Origin of the sequence: Streptomyces sp. ICBB 8177, assembly GCF_003144095.1 — a bacterium.
Lineage (GTDB): Bacteria > Actinomycetota > Actinomycetes > Streptomycetales > Streptomycetaceae > Streptantibioticus_D.
This window is the reverse complement of record NZ_NSKH01000018.1, coordinates 1,951,594-1,971,671: the sequence shown is the minus strand read 5'-3', so window position 1 is coordinate 1,971,671 and position 20,078 is coordinate 1,951,594. Positions and strand designations below refer to the sequence as shown.

Genomic DNA, 20,078 nt, shown 5'->3' with positions numbered 1-20,078 from the left:
GTTAGCTGTCACGACCCGGCCGGGAACCGTTACGCGGCCGACGCCCCCGGAAGCTGCGCCGCTCGTCCGGGCGGGACGGCGTGGAGTCCGCCAGCTCGGCCACCGCGCGACCGGCGATCACCGGCCTGGCGGATCGTTCCGCCTTGGCGCGGTACTGCGCCGCGTCCGCCAGCCGGAACAGCCGCCGCGCCGAGCGCACCGGCCCGGCGGGCGAGTCGGTGGACGCCACGCCCACCGCCACCCCGTCCCCCAGGCCCAGCCAGCGCGCCCGGGAGCACAGCTCGACCGCGGCCTTCTCCACCTCGGCCGCCTCGCACCCCTCCGCCAGCAGGCAGAACTCGTCGCCGCCGAGCCGGGCCGCGAGGCTGCCGGGCAGCATCGCGCCGCACAGCGACAGCACCGACCCGAAGCCGACCAGCAGCTTGTCGCCGACCTCGTGGCCGAGGGTGTCGTTGACCCGCTTGAGCCCGTTGAGGTCGCAGACCACCAGGCTCACCGGGGTGCCCTGCTGCCGGTGGCGCTCCAGCGCCTGGTCCAGCCGGGCGTCGACGGCCCGGCGGTTGGCGAGCCCGGTGAGCGGGTCGGTGAACGCGAGCCTGCGCACCTCCTCCAGCCGCTCGGTCTGCGCGATCCCGGCCGCGATCACGGCGGCCAGCACGGTGGCGAACTCGGCGTCCGCCCGGTCGAAGATCCGGGCGCCCGGCTCCCGCGCGACGTACAGCTCGCCCCAGGCCCGCCCGTGCAGCACGATCGGGGCGACCACGCAGCAGCCCCGGCCCCGGCGGCGCAGGGCGGCGACCCGCTGGTGCGGGTACGGGCCGGCGCCCGCGCCGTCCACGGTCTCCACCCACGCGTGCGGCTCGCCGCCGCCGGCCCACTCGTCGTGCAGGTACTCCACGACCTCGGGGAAGTCGTTGACCGGATAGGTCTCGTCGGCGGGCAGCGGCTCCTCCCCCGGAGCGAGGTCGCCGTCGTTGACCAGCACCCGCAGCCGCCCGGACTCCCGCTCCCACACCGAGACGGCGGCGAACGTGCCGCGCAGGGCGGTGCGCGCGCGCCCGACGGCCGCGCAGGCCGCGTCCAGCGGCGTCTGCGCCGTCGCCACGGCCTGGGCGAGCCCCACGACGGCCATCATCCGCCCGTCTCCCACCGTCTCCGCGCTCACCGCTCACCGCCCTCCGTCGCGCCCGTTCGTCGTCGGTCTCCCAAGGCTAAGGACATCCGGGACGTTTTGACTCGCGTGACAGTGCGTTAGGGCTGAACAGAGCAGCGGTGGCGGCGGTCGGGCCGTGGTGACGGAGTGCTGCTTCTGCGCCGCTGCGCGGCTTGAGGGAGGGGCGGAGGCGAGGGGCTCAGATGCTGCGCACCGAGCTGATGCCGCGCGCCGCGCGCACGGGAGGCGGCGCCCCGGGGACGTCCCTTCGCGGATCACTTGTCACGTCGTTGTCTCCGGCAAGGAATTCCGCCTCAAGATTCCTTGCCGGAGACAACGGTGAAGCAAGCGATTGCGGAACCAGGTCTCCCTACAGGCCTGACGGCCCTACACCCCCGGCCAGTCCGGCCTGCGCTTCTCGTTGAAGGCGGCGACGCCCTCCGCCCGGTCCGCCGAGAACGCCGTCGCCCGCCAGGCCGCGTCCTCGACCTCCAGGCCCTCCCGCAGGCCCAGCCCCTGGCCCAGCCGCAGTGCGCGCTTGGCGCTGCGCAGGCCGATGGGCGAGTTGGCGGCGATGCGCTCCGCCATGGCCAGCGCCTCCTCGCGGTCGCGTCCGTCGTCCACCAGGACGTCGACCAGGCCCAGCTCGCGGGCCTCGGCGGCCTCCACGCGGCGGGCGGTGAACACCAGCTCCGCCGCCCGCGCCGCGCCGACCCTGCGCGGCAGCAGCTGGGTGCCGCCGCCTCCGGGGATGACGCCGACCGAGACCTCGGGCAGGCCCACGACCGCCGTGCCGTCGGCCACGATCACGTCGCACGACAGCGCGAGCTCGAAGCCGCCGCCCAGCGCGAAGCCGTGCACCGCCGCGATCGTGGGCATCGGCAGCTCCAGGACGCCGGTGTACGCGGCCCTGGTCACCGGGCGCTGCCGCATCAGGTCGGCGTCGCTGAAGCCGTTGCGCTCCTTGAGGTCCGCCCCCACGCAGAAGGCCCGCTCGTGGGTGGAGGTCAGCACGACGACCCGCACCCCGGCGTCGGCCGCGAGATCCGCGCAGGCCGCGCCGACGTCTCCGGCCATCCGCGTGGAGATCGCGTTCATCGCCTTGACCCGGTCCAGGACCAGTTCGGCCACGAACCCGCGGTCACCGTGTCGCCGTACGGCGACCCACTCCCCGTACCGCTGTGTCTGCTGTTGCTCCGTCATGAGCGCCGATCATGGCAGCTCAGCCGCGCCGCGTCAGCAGCCAGGGCTCGACGACTCCCAGACCGCGCACCGGGCGCCGCCACATCGGCTGAAGGGCGAAGCGGTACTTGTCGTCCTCGTCGACCTCCGCCTCGGAGACCGGCGCGTCGCCCGACTCGCCCAGCGCCTGCGCCAGCGAGCCGTCGACCAGGACCGCGTCCCGGGGCGCTATCGAGGTCAGGCGGCTCGCCAGGTTGACGGTGGTGCCGAAGACGTCGCCCATCCGGGTGGTCACCGTGCCGAAGGACATCCCGACCCGCAGCGCCGGCATCGTCTCGTCGCCGGTCAGCGTCTCGATCATGCGCAGCCCGATCTCCGCCGCGACCCCGGGGTCGTCGGCGACGAAGAGCACCTCGTCGCCGAGGGTCTTGATCAGGCGGCCGCCGTGGGCGGCGACCAGGTCGGCGGAGGTGGTCTCGAAGGCCTCGACCAGTTCGCCGAGTTCCTCCTCCTCCAGCCTGCGGGTCAGCCGGGTGAAGCCGACCAGGTCGGCGAAGCCCACCGCGAGCCTGCGGTCGACCGCTTCCTCGTCGTCGGCCTGCGCGACCCGGCTGGTGGCCGCCGCCAGCTGCCGCCGCCAGACGTAGACCAGGAACTCCTCCAGCTCCGGCAGCAGCAGCTCGACCAGCGGGTACGCCACCTCCGCGCGGGTCATCCCGGGCTCCGGCGGCTCGGTGAGGCCCTCCAGGAAGGAGTCGGTCTGCCAGTCGGCCAGGCGGGCGGTGGTCTGTCCGGTGGAACGGGCGACCTGCACCGCCATCGACTCGCTCAGCAGCCCGGCCTCCACCAGACCCGACAGCCGCCGCAGCGCCAGCACGTCCGCCTCGGTGAGCGCCTTGGCCTGCCCGATGTCGGCGAAGCCCATGGCCCGCCAGAAGCGGGAGGCCAGTTCCATCGACACCCCGGCGCTGCGGGCCGCCTGGAACGGCGTGTACCGGCGGTCGGCGCCGAGGATCAGCTGTTCGAGGCGGAGCGCGAGCGGGTTCGCGCCGACCGCCTCGCTGCGTTCCTCGGGAGTGCTGGCGCCGCCGGTGCGCGGCTCGTCGTCCGCGGTCACCGCCCGCCCCCTGCCCGGCTCTTGACCACTGCCCTTCCGATCACACTGGGGGTCACCTGGGATGCCCCAGGAGAACGTCGGGTCAACGATACGGCAGTGTGCCGTAGCTCACGCTCACAACGTCGCTCGTACGTGCACCACGTCACCCGCGGCGACGGTTTCACGCCGTTCCCCGGTGTCGACCACCAGCCGTCCGTCGCCGTCGATCGCGGCCGCCTCGCCGACCAGGGCCTGACCGCCGGGCAGCTCGACGCGGACCGTGCGGCCCAGCGTCGCGCAGCCGGCCGCGTAGGTCTCCTGGAGGCGGCACACGTGCGCGTCGCCCTCCGCGGCCCGCCAGGCGCCGTACCACTCGCCGAGCGAGCGCAGCACGGCGCGCAGCAGCGGATCGCGGTCGGTCACCTTCGCCCCGGCGAGCGCGAGCGACGCTGCGGTGGGCACCGGAAGCTCCTGCTCGGTCAGCGTGACGTTCAGGCCGATGCCCAGGACGATGCCGTCCTCCCCGGCGCGCTCCGCGAGGATGCCAGCCGCCTTGCGCTCGGAGCCGGGTGGGGTCTCCCCCGGACGGAGCTTGTCGGAGTCCTCGGGGACGGTGACCAGCAGGTCGTTGGGCCACTTCAGGCCCGTGTCGACGCCCGCGGTGCGGGAGACCGCGGCGGCGGTGGCGACCCCGGCGAGCAGCGGCAGCCAGCCCCAGCGCTCCACCGGCACCTCGGCCGGCCGCAGCAGTACGGAGAGGAACAGCCCGGAGCGGGCGGGCGCCGACCAGCGGCGGTCCAGCCGGCCGCGCGCCGCCGACTGCTCCTCGGCTACCAGCACCGCGCCCTCGGCGGCGCCCTCGCGCGCCCGGGCCACCAGATCGCTGTTGGTGGACCCGGTGTTCGCGACCACGTCCAGCGAGGTCCACAGACTGTCGTCGGTCAGCAGCGCGCGGCGCAGCGCGGTCTCGTTCAGCGGCGGGCGGTCGAGGTCGGCCCAGCGGTTTGAGGTCATGACGGCACCCTATGAGCCCGCACGGCGCAGTGTGGCCAACGCCGCAGTGCTCACAGCGCCACCTCGACACTACGCTGAGGAAACAGCGTTACTCGTTAGTCACGTCGCGCACCCCGTATGTCCGACCAGACGAGCAGGAGAGCCGCCGGATATGGCCGAGCCGGAGTACGACATCCACACCACCGCGGGCAAGCTCGCGGACCTGCGCCGCCGTATCGAGGAGGCCACCCACGCCGGGTCCGCAAGGGCCGTGGAGAAGCAGCACGCCAAGGGCAAGCTGACCGCCCGTGAGCGCGTCGAGCTGCTGATGGACGAGGGGTCCTTCGTCGAGCTGGACGAGTTCGCCCGGCACCGCTCCACCAACTTCGGCCTGGAGAACAACCGCCCGTACGGCGACGGCGTGGTCACCGGCTACGGCACCGTGGACGGCCGGCCGGTCGCGGTGTTCTCGCAGGACTTCACGGTCTTCGGCGGCGCGCTCGGCGAGGTCTTCGGCGAGAAGATCGTCAAGGTGATGGACTTCGCGCTCAAGAACGGCTGCCCGGTCATCGGCATCAACGACTCCGGCGGCGCGCGCATCCAGGAGGGCGTCACCAGCCTCGGGATGTACGGCGAGATCTTCCGCCGCAACACCCACGCCTCCGGGGTGATCCCGCAGATCTCGCTGATCGTCGGCCCCTGCGCGGGCGGCGCGGTCTACTCCCCCGCGATCACCGACTTCGTGGTGATGGTCGACCAGACCTCGCACATGTTCATCACCGGTCCGGACGTCATCAAGACGGTCACCGGCGAGGACGTCGGCTTCGAGGAACTCGGCGGCGCCCGCAGCCACTCCACGAAGTCCGGCAACGCGCACCACATGGCGGGCGACGAGAAGGACGCCATCGAGTACGTCAAGGCGCTGCTGTCGTACCTGCCGAGCAACAACCTCTCCGAGCCGCCCGCGTACGCCGAGGAGGCGGACACCGCGGTCAGCGCCGAGGACCTGGAGCTGGACACCCTGGTGCCGGACTCCGCCAACCAGCCCTACGACATGCACACCGTCTTCGAACACGTCCTGGACGACGGCGAGTTCCTGGAGACGCAGAGCCTGTTCGCGCCGAACATCCTCACCGGCTTCGGCCGTGTCGAGGGCCGCCCGGTGGGCGTGGTCGGCAACCAGCCGATGCAGTTCGCGGGGTGCCTGGACATCGACGCCTCCGAGAAGGCGGCGCGTTTCGTGCGCACCTGCGACAGCTTCAACATCCCCGTGCTGACCTTCGTCGACGTGCCCGGCTTCCTGCCCGGCACCGACCAGGAGTGGAACGGCATCATCCGCCGCGGCGCCAAGCTGATCTACGCCTACGCCGAGGCCACCGTCCCGCTGATCACCGTCATCACCCGCAAGGCGTTCGGCGGCGCGTACGACGTCATGGGCTCCAAGCACCTGGGCGCCGACCTCAACCTGGCCTGGCCGACCGCGCAGATCGCGGTGATGGGCGCGCAGGGCGCGGTCAACATCCTGCACCGCCGCACCCTCGCCGAGGCCGAGGACCCCGAGGCGCTGCGGGCGCGGCTGATGACGGAGTACGAGGACACCCTGCTCAACCCGTACGTCGCGGCCGAACGCGGCTACGTCGACGCGGTGATCGAGCCGTCGCTGACGCGCTCGCACATCGTCAAGGCGCTGCGGACGCTGCGCAACAAGCGCGAGAGCCTGCCGCCGAAGAAGCACGGCAACATCCCGCTGTAGGAGGCCGCGATGATCAAGGTCGTACGGGGCAACCCGACCCCTGAGGAACTGGCCGCCGCGCTGGCGGTCGTCCAGGCCCGCGGCACGGCGTCCGGCGAGGGCACGGCAGCCGGCGGCGCGCCGCTGCGGGCGTGGGCGGACCCGGCGCGCTCGGCGGCGCTGCGCCCGCTGCCGAGGCCCGGCGCGGGTGTGTGGCGCACGGCGTTCTGGCCGGGCTGACCCAGGGCTTCGCACGAGGGGCCGGTCGTCCTGCGCGTTCTGAGTACTCCTACTCAGGCGCAGGTCCACCGGCCCGGCGCAGGATCGGGGGATGCTGTGGTCCGACCGCCGATCCGGCGAACCCGACGAACCCGACGCGCAGTTGCGGCGGGCGCTGGCGAGGATGCGGCGGGCCGGGCTGCTGATGGCGGTGCTGCTGCCGGCGCTGATGGTGCTGGCCGCCTGGCGGCCCTGAGGCGGGCCGCCGCACGCGCTCGTTACCCTGATCCGCATGACCGCTGACCGCACCCTGGTGCTCGCCTCCGCCTCCCCCGCCCGGCTCGGACTGCTGCGGCAGGCGGGACTCGATCCGCGGGTGGTGGTCAGCGGGGTGGACGAGGAGGCGATCAGCGCGCCCACCCCGGCCGAGCTGGCCCGGGTGCTGGCCGAGGCCAAGGCGACCGCGGTGGCGGCCGGGTCGGGGGATCACGCGCTGGTCGTCGGCTGCGACTCGGTGCTGGACCTGGACGGGCGGGCGCTGGGCAAGCCGAAGGACGCCGCCGACGCCGTCGAGCGCTGGCGGGCGATGCGCGGGCGCACCGGCGTGCTGCGCACCGGGCACTGCGTGATCGACACGGCCACCGGCAAGCGGGTCGGCGAGACGGCGTCGACCACGGTGCGGTTCGGCACGCCGGACGACGCGGAGATCGAGGCGTACGTGGCCAGTGGCGAACCGCTGCACGTGGCGGGCGCGTTCACCCTCGACGGCCGGTCGGCGCCGTTCATCGAGGGCGTGGACGGCGACCCGGGCAACGTGATCGGCCTGTCGCTGCCGCTGCTGCGCCGCCTGCTGGCCGAACTCGGCGTGCGCATCACGGACTTGTGGGCCTAGCAGGGTCTCACCCGGTGGTGGGACTGGGCGAGCTGGGCGGCGGCTCGTCGGCCGGCACCGGGCGCGGCGGCGCGTAGGACATCAGCGTGGCCACCAGGAGGGCCAGCACCACCATCATCGCCGCGAACGCGAGCCACCCCATCATCCCGACCAGGAACGCGCCGAGCACCCCGTGCACCACCGCGCAGACGATGAGCACGATCCGCCCCACCCGGCCGGGGCCCCGGTCGGTGATCGCGGCGCGGGCCGCGAAGGCCGCGCACACCAGCAGGAAGAGCCCGAAGAGCACCGCGGCCCCGAACGCCCCGGACGACATGGCCTTCGGCTTCAGCCCGGCCAGCGACATGTTCTGCCGCTTGACGGCGAGCCCCAGCACCACGTTGACGAAGGCCACGGCGCACGCGTCCACCACCAGTGCGACCGCCGTGACGGCGGCTATCGGTCTGCGCATGGGCCCCCCTCGTTACCGGCGGTACCGACGGGATTGACGCTACTAACGGGTAATGCGCGCCACAAGACGCCGGACGATCTCTGTCGCGTCTCCGTCGTGCATCTGTCGGGTATCCGCCGTGCGTCAACCGGCACACGTCAGACTTTCCGGCCTTCACTCGTGGGAACCCCACAAAGAATCGCCGCCGACCGTCCCCACCCGCGCGCCCCTGGCAAGATCGGGCAGGACGACGCGATCGCCCGGCGTACCGTGGACCGACAAGGCCTCCAGCGTCGCGCGAGAGATCGGTACCACCCTGCGTGTGGGCAAGCTCACCCATAGGGGTGACTCGGCATGACGTGTCGGCAGTCCCTAAACTCGGCTTGTTTCAAGGAGGGAGCCATCGTGCGCAAGGTGCTCATCGCCAACCGCGGCGAAATCGCCGTCCGCGTCGCCCGTGCTTGCCAGGACGCCGGGATCGCCAGCGTAGCCGTCTACGCCGATCCGGATCGGGACGCTCTGCACGTCCGCGCGGCCGACGAGGCGTTCGCGCTGGGCGGCGACACCCCGGCCACCAGCTACCTGGACATCGCCAAGGTTCTGAAGGCGGCGGCGGATTCGGGGGCGGACGCGATCCACCCCGGTTACGGCTTCCTGTCGGAGAACGCCGAGTTCGCGCAGGCGGTGCTGGACGCGGGGCTGGTCTGGATCGGCCCGCCGCCGCACGCCATCCGCGACCTGGGCGACAAGGTGGCCGCCCGCCACATCGCGCAGCGCGCGGGCGCACCGCTGGTCGCCGGCACCCCGGACCCGGTCTCCGGTGCCGACGAGGTCGTGGAGTTCGCCCGCGAGCACGGCCTGCCCATCGCCATCAAGGCGGCGTTCGGCGGCGGCGGCCGCGGCCTGAAGGTCGCCCGCACCCTCGAAGAGGTCCCGGAGCTGTACGACTCCGCGGTACGCGAGGCGGTCGCCGCCTTCGGCCGCGGCGAGTGCTTCGTCGAGCGCTACCTCGATCGCCCCCGGCACGTGGAGACCCAGTGCCTGGCCGACAAGCACGGCAACGTGGTCGTCGTCTCCACCCGTGACTGCTCGCTCCAACGCCGCCACCAGAAGCTGGTCGAGGAGGCCCCGGCGCCGTTCCTGTCCGAGGCTCAGGTCGCCGAGCTGTACCGCGCGTCCAAGGCCATCCTGAAGGAGGCCGGCTACGAGGGCGCCGGCACCTGCGAGTTCCTGGTCGGCCAGGACGGCACGATCTCCTTCCTCGAGGTCAACACCCGCCTCCAGGTGGAGCACCCGGTGACCGAGGAGGTCGCCGGCATCGACCTGGTGCGCGAGATGTTCCGCATCGCCGACGGCGAGGAACTCGGCTACGACGACCCGAAGTTGCGCGGCCACTCCTTCGAGTTCCGCATCAACGGCGAGGACCCGGGCCGGGGCTTCCTGCCCGCCCCCGGCACCGTGACCCGTTTCGACGCGCCCTCCGGCCCCGGCGTGCGGCTGGACGCGGGCGTGGAGGCCGGTTCCGTGATCGGCCCGGCGTGGGACTCGCTGCTGGCCAAGCTGATCGTCACCGGCGCCACCCGCAAGCAGGCGCTGGAGCGGGCGAGCCGGGCGCTGGCCGAGTTCCAGGTGGAGGGCATGGCGACCGCCATCCCGTTCCACCGCGCGGTCGTCACCGACCCGGCGTTCGGCCCCGAACTGACCGGCTCCGACGCGCCGTTCACCGTCCACACCCGGTGGATCGAGACCGAGTTCGACAACACCATCCCGCCGTTCGCCGGTGGCGCGGTGGACGACGAGGAGGGCGAGGGCGCCCGCGAGACCGTCGTGGTCGAGGTGGGCGGCAAGCGCCTGGAGGTCACCCTGCCCGCGTCCTTCGGCGGCGGCCTCGCGGTGGCCCCGGCGGCCGGGGCGAAGAAGGCCACCCGCCGCAAGACCGCCAAGAAGACGGGCGCCGCGGCCTCCGGTGACACCCTCGCCTCCCCGATGCAGGGCACGATCGTCAAGGTCGCGGTCGAGGAGGGCCAGGAAGTCGCCGAGGGCGACCTCATCGTGGTCCTGGAGGCCATGAAGATGGAGCAGCCCATCAACGCCCACCGCGCGGGCACCGTCAAGGGCCTGGCGGCCGAGGTCGGCTCCTCGGTCTCCTCGGGCGCAGCGATCTGCGAGATCAAGGACTGACCTGGTCCGGCACGTGACGCGAAGGGCCCCGGCCGCCTGCCTGTGAGGCGGCCGGGGCCCTTCGCGTGCGCGGCACGTGGCCCGTACGGCTAACGCCTGCGCGGGGCCAGGTCGGCGACTCGGCCGTCCTGCGGCAACGGGGTCGTGCGCAGCGGGCCGCCGCCGGACGGTGCCGCGCCGCCGGGGCGGGCGTGGCGGCGCGGGCCCGGTACCGGAACGTCTCTGCGCGGCTGCCGGCCGCCTGACGCGCTCTCGCCCCCGTCCGAGGGCGACACCTGCGCGACGGTGATCCGCACCCCGCAGTCGGCGAGCGCCTGCATCTCCGTCGCCGCCCGGTCCTCGCCGGGGGGCGGCTCGTCGGTGACCAGGTGCGTGATCACGTCGGACGGCACGGTCTGGAACATCGTGTCGGTGCCCAGCTTCCCGTGGTCGGCGAGGACCACGACCTCCGCCGCGGCCTGCACCAGGGCGCGGTCGACGCTGGCGGAGAGCATGTTGGAGGTGGACAGGCCCCGCTCGGCGGTCAGCCCGCTGCCCGACAGGAACGCCCGCGACACCCGCAGCCCCTGCAACGACTGCTCGGCGCCGCTGCCGACCAGCGCGTAGTTGGAGCCGCGCAGGGTGCCGCCGGTCATCACCACCTCGACCCGGTTGGCGTGCGCGAGCGCCTGGGCGACCAGCAGCGAGTTGGTGACGACGGTCAGGCCGGGGACGCGGGCGAGCCTGCGGGCCAGTTCCTGGGTGGTGGTCCCGGCGCCCACCACGATCGCCTCGCCCTCCTCGACCAGTCCGGCCGCGAGGTCGGCGATCGCGGTCTTCTCCGCGGTGGCCAGGTGGGACTTCTGGGGGAAGCCGGACTCCCGGGTGAGACCACCCGGCAGCACCGCGCCACCGTGCCGGCGGTCGAGCAGTCCTTCGGCCTCCAGAGCCCGCACATCACGCCGTACGGTCACTTCGGAGGTCTGGACGACGCGGGCGAGCTCCCGGAGCGACACCGCTCCGTTCGCCCGCACCATTTCGAGGATCAACTGACGACGTTCTGCTGCGAACACAAAACAGACGGTAACGCCAACGAGCGTCTGCTTTCAGTAGTTTGCACCAATTAACAGAAGTTGTTCACGCGCGGGCCGCGCCGGTGCTATAAGGCGCGTGGGGAACCAGCCGTTCCGGCCGGTTCCCCCATGGCGGCGCCCCCGTGGCGGGGCGTCAGTTCTGCGCGGTCCTGCGGCTGTGCAACTGCCGCGCCACCTCGGCGACCGAACCAGAAAGCGACGGGTAGACGGTGAAGGTGTTCGCGATCTGCTCGACGGTCAGGTTGTTGTCGACGGCGATCGAGATCGGGTGGATCAGTTCGCTGGCGCGCGGCGAGACCACCACGCCACCGACGATGATCCCGGTGCCGGGACGGCAGATCAGCTTCACGAAGCCGTCCCTGATGCCCTGCATCTTGGCGCGCGGGTTGCGCAGCAGCGGCAGCTTGATCACCCGGGCGTCGATCACGCCGTTGTCCACGTCGGCCTGGCTGTAGCCGACGGTGGCGATCTCCGGGTCGGTGAAGACGTTCGCGGAGACCGTCTTGAGGTTCAGCGGCGCGACCGTCTCGCCCAGGAAGTGGTACATCGCGATCCGGCCCTGCATCGCGGCCACCGACGCGAGCGCGAGCACGCCGGTGCAGTCGCCCGCCGCGTAGACGCCGGGGGCGGTCGTGCGCGAGACCTTGTCGGTCCACACGTGACCGGACTCCTTCAGCCGCACCCCCGCCTCCTCCAGGCCGATCCCGGCGGTGTTGGGGATCGAGCCGACCGCCATCAGGCAGTGCGTCCCGGAGATCACGCGGCCGTCGGCGAGCGTCACCTCGACCCGGTCCCCCACGCGCTTGGCGGCTGCCGCGCGGGAGCGGGCCATCACGTTCATGCCGCGGCGGCGGAAGACGTCCTCCAGCACGGCGGCCGCGTCCGGGTCCTCGCCCGGCAGCACCCGGTCGCGGGAGGAGACCAGGGTGACCCGGCTGCCCAGCGCCTGGTAGGCGCCCGCGAACTCGGCACCGGTCACACCGGAGCCGACCACGATCAGCTCTTCCGGCAGCTCCTCCAGGTCGTAGACCTGCGTCCAGTTCAGAATGCGCTCGCCGTCCGGCTGCGCGTCCGGGATCTCCCGGGGGTGGGCGCCGGTGGCGATCAGGACCGCGTCGGCGCTGAGCGTCTCGGCCGTGCCGTCCGCGGCGGTCACCGTGACGGTGCGGGTGCCGTCCAGCTCCTGCGTCGGCTCCAGGCGGCCCCGGCCGCGCATCACCCGGCCGCCGGCGCGGGTGACGGAGGCGGTGATGTCGTGCGACTGGGCCAGCGCGAGGCGCTTGACGCGGCGGTTGACCTTGCCCAGGTCCACGCCGTGCACCCGGGCGGACTGCGCGCGGGGCGGGGTGTCGTCGGCGACGACGATGCCGAGCTCCTCGTACGAGGAGTCGAAGGTCGTCATGACCTCGGCCGTCGCGATCAGGGTCTTCGACGGCACGCAGTCGGTCAGCACCGACGCGCCGCCGAGCCCGTCGCAGTCGACGACGGTCACCTCCGCGCCGAGCTGGGCGGCGACCAGCGCCGCCTCGTATCCGCCGGGTCCGCCACCGATGATCACGATCCGAGTCACGTCCTCCATTGTCCCGCACGCGACGAGAGCGTCTAACCGGGGGCTCGGTGGGGGCGGCTACGCCGGCGCGAGCCCGTGCCGCCGCCTGCCGGCCCGTGCCGTCCGGTCCGCGCCGCCGATGCCGCCCCATGCCGTTCGGTCCGCGCCGCCGGTGCCGCCCCGTGCTGCCGGCCCGCGCCGTTCGGTCAGCGGGGCCCGCCCTGCCCACTCCGTCGGGCCCGGCCCGCGTTCAGGCCGCTCCCGTACGCTGTCGCTCATGTCGCTCTACGCCGCTTACGCCGGCAACCTCGACGCCAGGCTGATGACCCGCCGCGCACCGCACTCCCCGCTGCGCGGGACGGGCTGGCTGAACGGGTGGCGGCTGACGTTCGGCGGCGAGCAGATGGGGTGGGAGGGGGCGATCGCCACGCTCGTCGAGGATCCCCTGCACCAGGTGTTCGTGGGGCTGTACGACATCGCGCCGGTGGACGAGGAGTCGATGGACCGGTGGGAGGGCGTGCCGCTGGGGATCTACCGGCGCACGACGGTGCGGGTGCACACGCTGGACGGGGATCTGACGGCGTGGGTCTACGTGCTCAACGACTACGAGGGCGGGTTGCCTTCGGCGCGGTATCTCGGGGAGATCGCGGACGCGGCGGAGTCGGCGGGGGCGCCGCACGACTACGTGATGGAGCTGCGGAAGCGGCCCTGCTGATCGTCGTTCCTCCGCGGGTGGCGCGGGGGTCGGGGGCGGGGTGGGGCAGTCCCTCCGTGGACCGCATGCTCACGAGCCCCCGCCCTGGACGTACGGCGCTGCTTCACGGGGACGTCAGAGGACTCACGAATATGCGGCAGCGTCCACGGAGGAACTGCCCCACCCCGCCCCCTCACGCCGTCCTCCACCATCCCGGTCGTCCTTGGACTCCGCCGGAAACCGGCCGACTGTTCCTGACCGACGACGCACGTGGGCACAAATCTGTGTGATCCGCGCATAACGATCGCTGTCAACTGTTCGATCGGACAATTCTCGCGCTCCTGTCCAGGAGACGTCTACGCGCGTAGGCAAACCTCGGTTACCCTCATCCGCGTGAACGCAACCGCATCCGCATCCGAGAGCCCCTACGCCGCCGCCGAGACCGCCGCCGCACGCCTGCGCGAGCTGACCGGTGCGGAGAGCCACGACGTCGCGCTGGTCATGGGGTCGGGCTGGGTCCCGGCCGCCGACGCGCTGGGTGAGCCCGAGCACGAGATCGCCGTCACCGAGCTGCCCGGCTTCCCGCCGCCCGCCGTCGAGGGGCACGCGGGCAAGATCCGCTCCGTGCGGATCGGCGAGAAGCGCGCCCTGGTCTTCCTGGGCCGCAACCACCTGTACGAGGGCAAGGGCGTCGCCACCGTGGTGCACGGTGTCCGTACCGCCGTCGCCGCCGGATGCAAGACCATCGTGCTGACCAACGGGTGCGGCGGGCTGCGTCCCACCTTCCGTCCCGGCGAGGCGGTCCTGATCAGCGACCACATCAACATGACGGCGACCTCGCCGATCCAGGGCGCCAACTTCGTCGACCTGACCGACCTGTACTCGCCGCGGCTGCGCGCGCTGTGCCAGGAGGTCGACCCGACGCTGACCGAGGGCGTCTACGTCCAGCTGCCCGGCCCGCACTACGAGACCCCGGCCGAGATCGGCATGGTCCGCGCGATCGGCGGTGACCTGGTCGGCATGTCCACCACGCTGGAGGCGATCGCCGCGCGTGAGGCGGGCGCCGAGGTGCTGGGTATCTCCCTGGTGACCAACCTCGCCGCCGGCATGACGGGCGAGCCGCTCAACCACGAAGAGGTCCTGGAGGCCGGACGCGAGTCGGCGACCCGGATGGGCAGCCTGCTGGCCCAGGTCCTCGGCCGTATGTGACGCACTCGCACCGACGCGACTAGGAGCCGTAGATGGTCAACGACGACACGTTGTCGCAGGCACGCGCCTGGCTGGCCGAGGACCCCGACCCCCAGACCCGGGCCGAGCTGGCCGAACTGCTGGAGGCGGGCACCGAGGCGGCCGCGGACGAGCTGGCCGACCGCTTCGCCGGGACGCTGCAGTTCGGCACCGCCGGTCTGCGCGGAGAGCTGGGCGCGGGCCCGATGCGGATGAACCGCGCCGTCGTCATCCGCGCGGCGGCCGGTCTCGCCGCGTACCTCAGGGGCCGCGGGCAGGGCGACGGGCTGGTCGTCGTCGGCTACGACGCGCGCCACAAGTCGTACGACTTCGCCCGAGACACCGCGGCCGTGATGACAGGGGCGGACCTGCGCGCCGCGGTCCTGCCGTCGCCGCTGCCCACGCCGGTGCTGGCCTTCGCCATCCGCCACCTGGGAGCGGTCGCGGGCGTCATGGTGACCGCCAGCCACAACCCGCCGCGCGACAACGGCTACAAGGTCTACCTGGGTGACGGCTCGCAGATCGTGCCGCCCGCCGACGGGCAGATCGCCGCCGAGATCGCCGCCGTCGAGGCGCTCGCGGACGTGCCCCTGGCGGACGGCGGCTGGCAGGTGCTGGGCGAGGAGATCACCGACGCCTACCTGGCGCGTACCGGGTCCGTGGTGACGGAGGACGGACCGCGCGAGGTGTCGGTGGTCTACACGCCGATGCACGGGGTCGGCCGTGACGTGCTGGTCGCCGCGTTCGAACGCGCGGGCTTCGGCACCCCTTCGGTCGTGCCCGAGCAGGCCGATCCCGACCCGGACTTCCCGACGGTGGCGTTCCCCAACCCGGAGGAGCCGGGCGCGATGGACCTCGCGTTCGCGCACGCCCGCCGCGTCTCACCGGACATCGTGATCGCCAACGACCCGGACGCCGACCGCTGCGCCGTGGCCGTGCCCGACGCCTCGGCGGAGGGCGGCTGGCGGATGCTGCGCGGCGACGAGGTCGGCGCGCTGCTCGCGACGCACCTGGTGCGTTCCGGCGCGAAGGGCACGCTTGCGGCCTCCATCGTCTCGTCCTCCCTGCTGTCGCGGATCGCCGCGGCGGCCGGACTGCCGTACGAGGACACGCTGACCGGTTTCAAGTGGATCGCCCGGGTGCCGGGGCTGCGCTACGGCTACGAGGAGGCGCTGGGCTACTGCGTCGACCCCGAGGGCGTACGGGACAAGGACGGCGTGACGGCGGCGCTGGCCGTGGCCGAACTCGCGGCGGGCCTGAGGGCGGAGGGCCGCACGCTCTCCTGCCTGCTGGACGAGATCGCGCTGGAGCACGGGCTGCACGCCACCGACCAGCTGTCCGTGCGGGTCGCCGACCTCGGCCTGATCGCGGGCGCGATGGCGCGGCTGCGTGAGCGGCCGCCGTCCCGGCTGGCGGGTCTCGACGTCGCCTCGGCGGAGGACCTCGCTCAGGGCACGGACCGGCTGCCGCCGACGGACGGTCTGCGCTACCACCTCTCCGGCGACGGCGAGGTGGCCTCGGCCCGGGTCATCGTCCGGCCCAGCGGCACCGAGCCCAAGCTCAAGTGCTACCTGGAGACCGTCGTCCCGGTGGCCGGGGCGGAGCGGCTGGACGCGGCGCGGGCCACGGCCCGGGAGACGCTTCAGGCCCTGAAGAAGGACTTCGCGGCGGCGGCCGGGATCTGATCGGACAGCGGTACGGGCAGGCTCACCAGTGGGTGGGCCTGCTCACCGTTTCCGGCAGCCTCGTCGTCATGTCGCCCTGGGCGGCGGCCAGTTGGGGCTGGGTGAGGAACAGGGCGCCGGTGAGGTCGGCGCCGTGCAGGCGCGCGTCGCGCAGGTCGGCGCCGGTGAGGTCGGCTTCGCGCAGGTCCGCTCCGCGCAGGTCGGCCGCGACGAGACAGGCGCCGCGCAGGCTCGCTCCGCGCAGCGACGCGCCCTTCAGGCGGGCCGCGAACAGGTCGGCGCCCCTCCTGTCCTTCTTCCGCCCCGGGACGCCCGCGCGGGCCAGGTCGCTCGCGCGCAGCAAGGAGGCGTTGACCTCGGCGCGCAACGCGGCCACGTCCAGCGCGACGAGTTCTTCCGGGGTGCCCCGGGTCAGCGCCTCGACGCGCTCGCGGGCTTGCGCCAGTTCCCCGTGGACGGGCGCGGCGGCGGGCAGGGCCAGCGCTTCGGCCAGGTACCGCAGCAGTTCGTGCAGGTGCCGCATCACCGGGAAGACCTCGGACATCCGCCGGACCCGCCCGGCGTCCCCACGCCAGTCGCGCCCCTCGAACGTCACCTGCGAGACCTTCTGCCCGGCCCCGAAGCAGTCGAAGACGGTGCACCCGGTGAAGCCGTCGCGCCGCAGGGTGTCGTGCGTTCGGCACCGGAAGTCGTCCGCCAGGTTGGGGCACGGCGTTCCCGCGGGCTTGTCGAGCGCGAAGTCCGCCGACCGCGAGAACGGCAGCGCGACGCAGCACAGCCCGAAGCAGCGGGCGCAGTCGGCCCTCAGCTCGGGAAGCTCGGACGGGGACGGGTTCGCTGCCGGGTCGCCAGGGAGCACGCGGGGGTCCTTCGAGGGAGGCGGGGGCGGGCCGGGGTCAGCTCGCGGCCAGGACGACGGTCGCGATCGCGCCGACGACGGCGGGTGCGATGACCTCGTAGGCCCAGCGCACCGCCACCTCGCCCTTGGCGCCCTCCTTGGGCGCGTTGCGCTCGGCGAGTTCGTTGAGCTGGTCGACGACCTGGTCGGACTGCGCGCGGGGCGGGCCGTCCGCGGCCGCGGTGCCGCCGCGGCCGAACACCGGGCCGCGGGAGGGGGCGGCTGCGGTGTCGCCGCCCGCCGCCGCCCGCATGGCCTGCCGGCTGGCGCGCTTGCGGGCCCGCATCGAGACCGGCACCGACCACAGCTGGAACGTCCTGCCCCCGGCCAGCACCTCACTGGTGTAGCCGGACCGCACGGCCTCGACGGCGGCCCACGGGATCGTGATGGTCCTGAACGGGTTGCGCACCAGCATCCGGGCCTCGCCCGCGTAGACCACCGGACGCAGCGTGAAGGCGTAGACCAGCGGCGCGCCCAGCACCAGGACGGCCAGCGCCAGCCAGGGCGTGCGTCCGGTCCCGTGCAGCATGGCGTCGATCACCAGCCACAGCCCCAGCGCGAGCAGCAGCACGCCCCCGACGACGCCCATGGGCGAGCGGAAGGCGCGGTCCGCGTACGGGGAGCCGTCGGCGCCGGCGCGCCGGTTCGGCGAGGGGGACGGGTACTGGCTGGTCATGCGATCGATTCTGCACGAGACGCCGGGGTGAACCGCGAGCGGCTCGGGTTGCGGTATGGCATCGATGGCGGGCAGGTGGATCCGGCGGGGTGGGGGTGGGGGTCGCGAGATTACTTGTCTGGTCGTTGTCTCCGGCAAGGGTTTTCGTAGAGGGCGAGGGGAGCGAGGTTGACGATTTCCTTGCTGGAGACAACGGGGCGACAAGTAATCCGCGGACCTTGGTCGCCGCCCGGCCAACACGCCGAAACCGGTGCCAGCGGTGACGGCGCGCGGCTCGCCTACCCGGAGGTGGGCGATGACAGGCCGCGCTGGTCCTGCCGCACAGGGTGGCCGACGACGCCAGCCTGTGGCTGGCCCACACCCGCAGCGCCAAGCCGCACCACCCCGCTGCGGTCCTGACCTACGACGGCCCAGCGCTCCTGGAGCGCTATTCGCACGACGGGCGGATCGCGGAGCGGATGCTCGAACGCGGCGCGGCGGAAGGGGCAGACTCGCGGTCGCGACGGATGGGGGGAGCTTCGCACCGGACTCGGCGGAGGCGCGCACGGAACAGTGGCTCCGAGCGGCCGATGTGGACCCGGTCGCGCTGGGGCCGCAGTCTGGACTCGATCGCGCGACACCGGTCGAGGCGCTCCGCGAGATCCGGGCGCCGACGCTGGCGTGGGCACCAACGACGAACGAGCCGCGACGACCCTCCACACCCCCCCCCGACTCCGCTGACCCACACCCCGAGACCGTCGCCCCACAGTGCCCCGGGGACTGCGCGAGGGCAGAGGCCAATGAAGCCGCAGGCGGTGTCACCGACCGCAGGCCAGTGGCCTCTTCAGTGGCAGCCCGATAATCAGCTGAGCGCACGCCTCTCCCTCACCCCGTTCGCCAACGCCCACGAGGGCCGACGCCCCACAGGGGCGCGGGGAACGGCGCGACCAGCCACAACGCACCCCCGCCCGACCACTACCCAGAACGACCCCTCGACCGCAGACCGCAGCCCAGAGGGCGGCCGCAGCCCCATAGGGGCGCGGGGAACTGCGCGACCAGCCACAACGCACCCGCGCCGGACCACACCCAGAACGACCCCTCGACCGCACGCCGACGCCCTAGTCCGCCGCAACCCAGAGGGGGCCGCAGGCCCCACAGGGGCGCAAGGAACTGCGCGACCAGCCACAACGCACCCGCGCCGGACCACTACCGAAAGCGACCCGTCGGCCGCAGGCCGTCGGTCTAGCCGCCGTAGGCGGGCCCCCACGGCCGACGGCCGGTACATGCCCGCCTCCGGCCGCGCGGCCCGATCCCGTCCGCTCCGGGCGGCCCGAGCAGGGCCGCCCGGAGCCGCCCGGAACCCCGGGGGGTGACATCCGCTACGCGCGTAGATATGCTCGGGTGGTGACCATGCCCCAGTCCATCCCCCAGACGGTCCCCGCTCACGGCCCCGACGCCGCCGCGCGGCTGGCGTCCATGGCGGACGTGACCGCCTCCGATGCCGCGCTGCGCCGGTTCCTGCACGGGCTTCCCGGTGTCGACGCGGTCGGCCTCGAAGGCCGGGCCGCGATGCTCGGTACGCGTTCCATCAAGACGACGGCCAAGGCCTACGCCATCGATCTGGCGATCTCGATGATCGACCTGACGACCCTGGAAGGCGCCGACACCCCCGGCAAGGTCCGGGCGTTGTGCGCCAAGGGCGTCAACCCCGACCCGACCGACCGCACGACCCCGAGGGTCGCCGCGATCTGCGTCTACCCCGACATGGTGGAGACCGCCAAGGCCTCGCTCGCCGGTTCCGGCGTCCACGTCGCCTCGGTCGCCACCGCCTTCCCGGCCGGCCGGGCCGCGCTGCCCGTCAAGCTGGCCGACACCGCGGACGCGGTCGCCGCGGGCGCGGACGAGATCGACATGGTCATCGACCGCGGCGCCTTCCTGGCCGGCCGTTACATGGCCGTCTTCGAGGAGATCAAGGCGGTCAAGCAGGCCTGCGCCCGTCCCGAGGGCACCGCCGCCCACCTCAAGGTGATCTTCGAGAACGGCGAGTTGTCCACGTACGACAACATCCGCCGCGCCTCCTGGCTCGCGATGCTCGCGGGCGCCGACTTCATCAAGACCTCGACCGGCAAGGTCGCCGTCAACGCGACCCCGCCGGGCACCCTGCTGATGCTGGAGGCGGTCCGCGACTTCCGCGCCGCGACCGGCGTGCAGGTGGGCGTCAAGCCCGCCGGCGGCATCCGCACCTCCAAGGACGCGATCAAGTACCTGGTGATGGTGAACGAGACGCTCGGCGAGGAGTGGCTGACCCCGGAGTGGTTCCGCTTCGGCGCCTCCAGCCTGCTGAACGACCTGCTGATGCAGCGTCAGAAGCTGAGCACCGGCCGGTACTCCGGTCCCGACTACGTGACGGTGGACTGAT

The 20,078-nt window shown here is 73.0% G+C and carries 17 protein-coding genes and 1 pseudogene; 9 read left to right on the top strand and 9 right to left on the bottom strand.

What is annotated here, in order from left to right; translation table 11 throughout:
- Nucleotide 1: 1 nt before the first annotated feature.
- From CK485_RS17325 to CK485_RS17310, 4 genes are all read right to left on the bottom strand, one after another.
- Nucleotides 2-1,150, bottom strand: coding sequence for a diguanylate cyclase (locus tag CK485_RS17325; protein WP_109453154.1), 1,149 nt, complete (start codon nucleotides 1,148-1,150; stop codon nucleotides 2-4).
- Between the two features lie 390 nt (nucleotides 1,151-1,540).
- Nucleotides 1,541-2,356: an enoyl-CoA hydratase-related protein gene (locus CK485_RS17320; protein ID WP_109451594.1), complete on the bottom strand. Its 816-nt coding sequence runs from the start codon at nucleotides 2,354-2,356 to the stop codon at nucleotides 1,541-1,543.
- 19 nt (nucleotides 2,357-2,375) lie between these two features.
- Entirely contained in the window at nucleotides 2,376-3,452 is a 1,077-nt protein-coding gene (locus tag CK485_RS17315) for an adenylate/guanylate cyclase domain-containing protein (protein ID WP_241968380.1), read from the bottom strand.
- A gap of 114 nt (nucleotides 3,453-3,566) precedes the next feature.
- Nucleotides 3,567-4,445: a biotin--[acetyl-CoA-carboxylase] ligase gene (locus CK485_RS17310; protein WP_109451592.1), complete on the bottom strand. Its 879-nt coding sequence runs from the start codon at nucleotides 4,443-4,445 to the stop codon at nucleotides 3,567-3,569.
- 151 nt (nucleotides 4,446-4,596) lie between these two features.
- Here CK485_RS17310 and CK485_RS17305 point away from each other — a divergent pair, with 151 nt between their 5' ends.
- The 4 genes from CK485_RS17305 to CK485_RS17295 all read left to right on the top strand — a co-directional run bounded on the left by CK485_RS17305 (nucleotide 4,597) and on the right by CK485_RS17295 (nucleotide 7,267).
- A complete protein-coding gene (locus CK485_RS17305) occupies nucleotides 4,597-6,177 on the top strand; it encodes an acyl-CoA carboxylase subunit beta (protein ID WP_109451590.1) in 1,581 nt (526 codons plus the stop codon).
- A 9-nt stretch (nucleotides 6,178-6,186) separates the two neighbouring features.
- On the top strand, nucleotides 6,187-6,396 hold the full coding sequence (locus tag CK485_RS17300; RefSeq protein WP_109451589.1) for an acyl-CoA carboxylase epsilon subunit: 210 nt from the start codon (nucleotides 6,187-6,189) through the stop codon (nucleotides 6,394-6,396).
- A gap of 91 nt (nucleotides 6,397-6,487) precedes the next feature.
- Nucleotides 6,488-6,631, top strand: a complete 144-nt coding sequence (locus tag CK485_RS29085) for a hypothetical protein (protein ID WP_199239374.1) — start codon at nucleotides 6,488-6,490, stop codon at nucleotides 6,629-6,631.
- Between the two features lie 36 nt (nucleotides 6,632-6,667).
- Nucleotides 6,668-7,267, top strand: coding sequence for a nucleoside triphosphate pyrophosphatase (locus tag CK485_RS17295; RefSeq protein WP_109451587.1), 600 nt, complete (start codon nucleotides 6,668-6,670; stop codon nucleotides 7,265-7,267).
- A 7-nt stretch (nucleotides 7,268-7,274) separates the two neighbouring features.
- Here the strand turns inward: CK485_RS17295 and CK485_RS17290 are convergent, their stop codons facing one another.
- Nucleotides 7,275-7,718, bottom strand: coding sequence for a hypothetical protein (locus CK485_RS17290; protein WP_109451585.1), 444 nt, complete (start codon nucleotides 7,716-7,718; stop codon nucleotides 7,275-7,277).
- 384 nt (nucleotides 7,719-8,102) lie between these two features.
- Here CK485_RS17290 and CK485_RS17285 point away from each other — a divergent pair, with 384 nt between their 5' ends.
- Nucleotides 8,103-9,878 (top strand): biotin carboxylase N-terminal domain-containing protein, encoded by a 1,776-nt coding sequence (locus tag CK485_RS17285; protein WP_109451583.1) that lies wholly within the window; start codon nucleotides 8,103-8,105, stop codon nucleotides 9,876-9,878.
- A gap of 89 nt (nucleotides 9,879-9,967) precedes the next feature.
- Here the strand turns inward: CK485_RS17285 and CK485_RS17280 are convergent, their stop codons facing one another.
- Entirely contained in the window at nucleotides 9,968-10,930 is a 963-nt protein-coding gene (locus CK485_RS17280; RefSeq protein WP_109451581.1) for a DeoR/GlpR family DNA-binding transcription regulator, read from the bottom strand.
- Between the two features lie 154 nt (nucleotides 10,931-11,084).
- Nucleotides 11,085-12,533: pseudogene (locus CK485_RS17275) on the bottom strand (NAD(P)H-quinone dehydrogenase); the annotation flags it as partial.
- Nucleotides 12,534-12,777: 244 nt separating this feature from the next.
- Between CK485_RS17275 and CK485_RS17270 the strand changes: the two are divergent.
- The 3 genes from CK485_RS17270 to CK485_RS17260 all read left to right on the top strand — a co-directional run bounded on the left by CK485_RS17270 (nucleotide 12,778) and on the right by CK485_RS17260 (nucleotide 16,106).
- The gene (locus CK485_RS17270; RefSeq protein WP_109451578.1) at nucleotides 12,778-13,215 is read left to right on the top strand and encodes a gamma-glutamylcyclotransferase; all 438 of its coding nucleotides are present in this window, start codon (nucleotides 12,778-12,780) and stop codon (nucleotides 13,213-13,215) included.
- Between the two features lie 366 nt (nucleotides 13,216-13,581).
- Nucleotides 13,582-14,403, top strand: coding sequence for a purine-nucleoside phosphorylase (locus CK485_RS17265; protein ID WP_109453152.1), 822 nt, complete (start codon nucleotides 13,582-13,584; stop codon nucleotides 14,401-14,403).
- 32 nt (nucleotides 14,404-14,435) lie between these two features.
- Nucleotides 14,436-16,106, top strand: a complete 1,671-nt coding sequence (locus CK485_RS17260; RefSeq protein WP_109451576.1) for a phospho-sugar mutase — start codon at nucleotides 14,436-14,438, stop codon at nucleotides 16,104-16,106.
- Nucleotides 16,107-16,128: 22 nt separating this feature from the next.
- Here the strand turns inward: CK485_RS17260 and CK485_RS17255 are convergent, their stop codons facing one another.
- Entirely contained in the window at nucleotides 16,129-16,965 is an 837-nt protein-coding gene (locus CK485_RS17255) for a pentapeptide repeat-containing protein (protein ID WP_109451574.1), read from the bottom strand.
- 37 nt (nucleotides 16,966-17,002) lie between these two features.
- Complete coding sequence (locus CK485_RS17250) at nucleotides 17,003-17,680, bottom strand: PH domain-containing protein (RefSeq protein ID WP_109451572.1); 678 nt, start codon at nucleotides 17,678-17,680, stop codon at nucleotides 17,003-17,005.
- Nucleotides 17,681-19,135: 1,455 nt separating this feature from the next.
- On the opposite strand from CK485_RS17250, the gene deoC reads away from it, so the two are divergent.
- The gene (gene deoC, locus CK485_RS17245; RefSeq protein WP_109453150.1) at nucleotides 19,136-20,077 is read left to right on the top strand and encodes a deoxyribose-phosphate aldolase; all 942 of its coding nucleotides are present in this window, start codon (nucleotides 19,136-19,138) and stop codon (nucleotides 20,075-20,077) included.
- The last annotated feature ends 1 nt before the right edge of the window (nucleotide 20,078 follow it).

Excerpts from the sequence above, each read along its gene's own strand:
- CK485_RS17320 (WP_109451594.1), bottom strand. The coding sequence starts at position 2,356 with ATGACGGAGCAACAGCAGACACAGCGGTACGGGGAGTGGGTCGCCGTA.
- CK485_RS17310 (WP_109451592.1), bottom strand. The coding sequence starts at position 4,445 with ATGACCTCAAACCGCTGGGCCGACCTCGACCGCCCGCCGCTGAACGAG.
- CK485_RS17305 (WP_109451590.1), top strand. The coding sequence starts at position 4,597 with ATGGCCGAGCCGGAGTACGACATCCACACCACCGCGGGCAAGCTCGCG.
- CK485_RS17300 (WP_109451589.1), top strand. The coding sequence starts at position 6,187 with ATGATCAAGGTCGTACGGGGCAACCCGACCCCTGAGGAACTGGCCGCC.
- CK485_RS29085 (WP_199239374.1), top strand. The coding sequence starts at position 6,488 with ATGCTGTGGTCCGACCGCCGATCCGGCGAACCCGACGAACCCGACGCG.
- CK485_RS17295 (WP_109451587.1), top strand. The coding sequence starts at position 6,668 with ATGACCGCTGACCGCACCCTGGTGCTCGCCTCCGCCTCCCCCGCCCGG.
- CK485_RS17290 (WP_109451585.1), bottom strand. The coding sequence starts at position 7,718 with ATGCGCAGACCGATAGCCGCCGTCACGGCGGTCGCACTGGTGGTGGAC.
- CK485_RS17270 (WP_109451578.1), top strand. The coding sequence starts at position 12,778 with ATGTCGCTCTACGCCGCTTACGCCGGCAACCTCGACGCCAGGCTGATG.
- CK485_RS17260 (WP_109451576.1), top strand. The coding sequence starts at position 14,436 with ATGGTCAACGACGACACGTTGTCGCAGGCACGCGCCTGGCTGGCCGAG.
- CK485_RS17250 (WP_109451572.1), bottom strand. The coding sequence starts at position 17,680 with ATGACCAGCCAGTACCCGTCCCCCTCGCCGAACCGGCGCGCCGGCGCC.
- deoC (WP_109453150.1), top strand. The coding sequence starts at position 19,136 with ATGGCGGACGTGACCGCCTCCGATGCCGCGCTGCGCCGGTTCCTGCAC.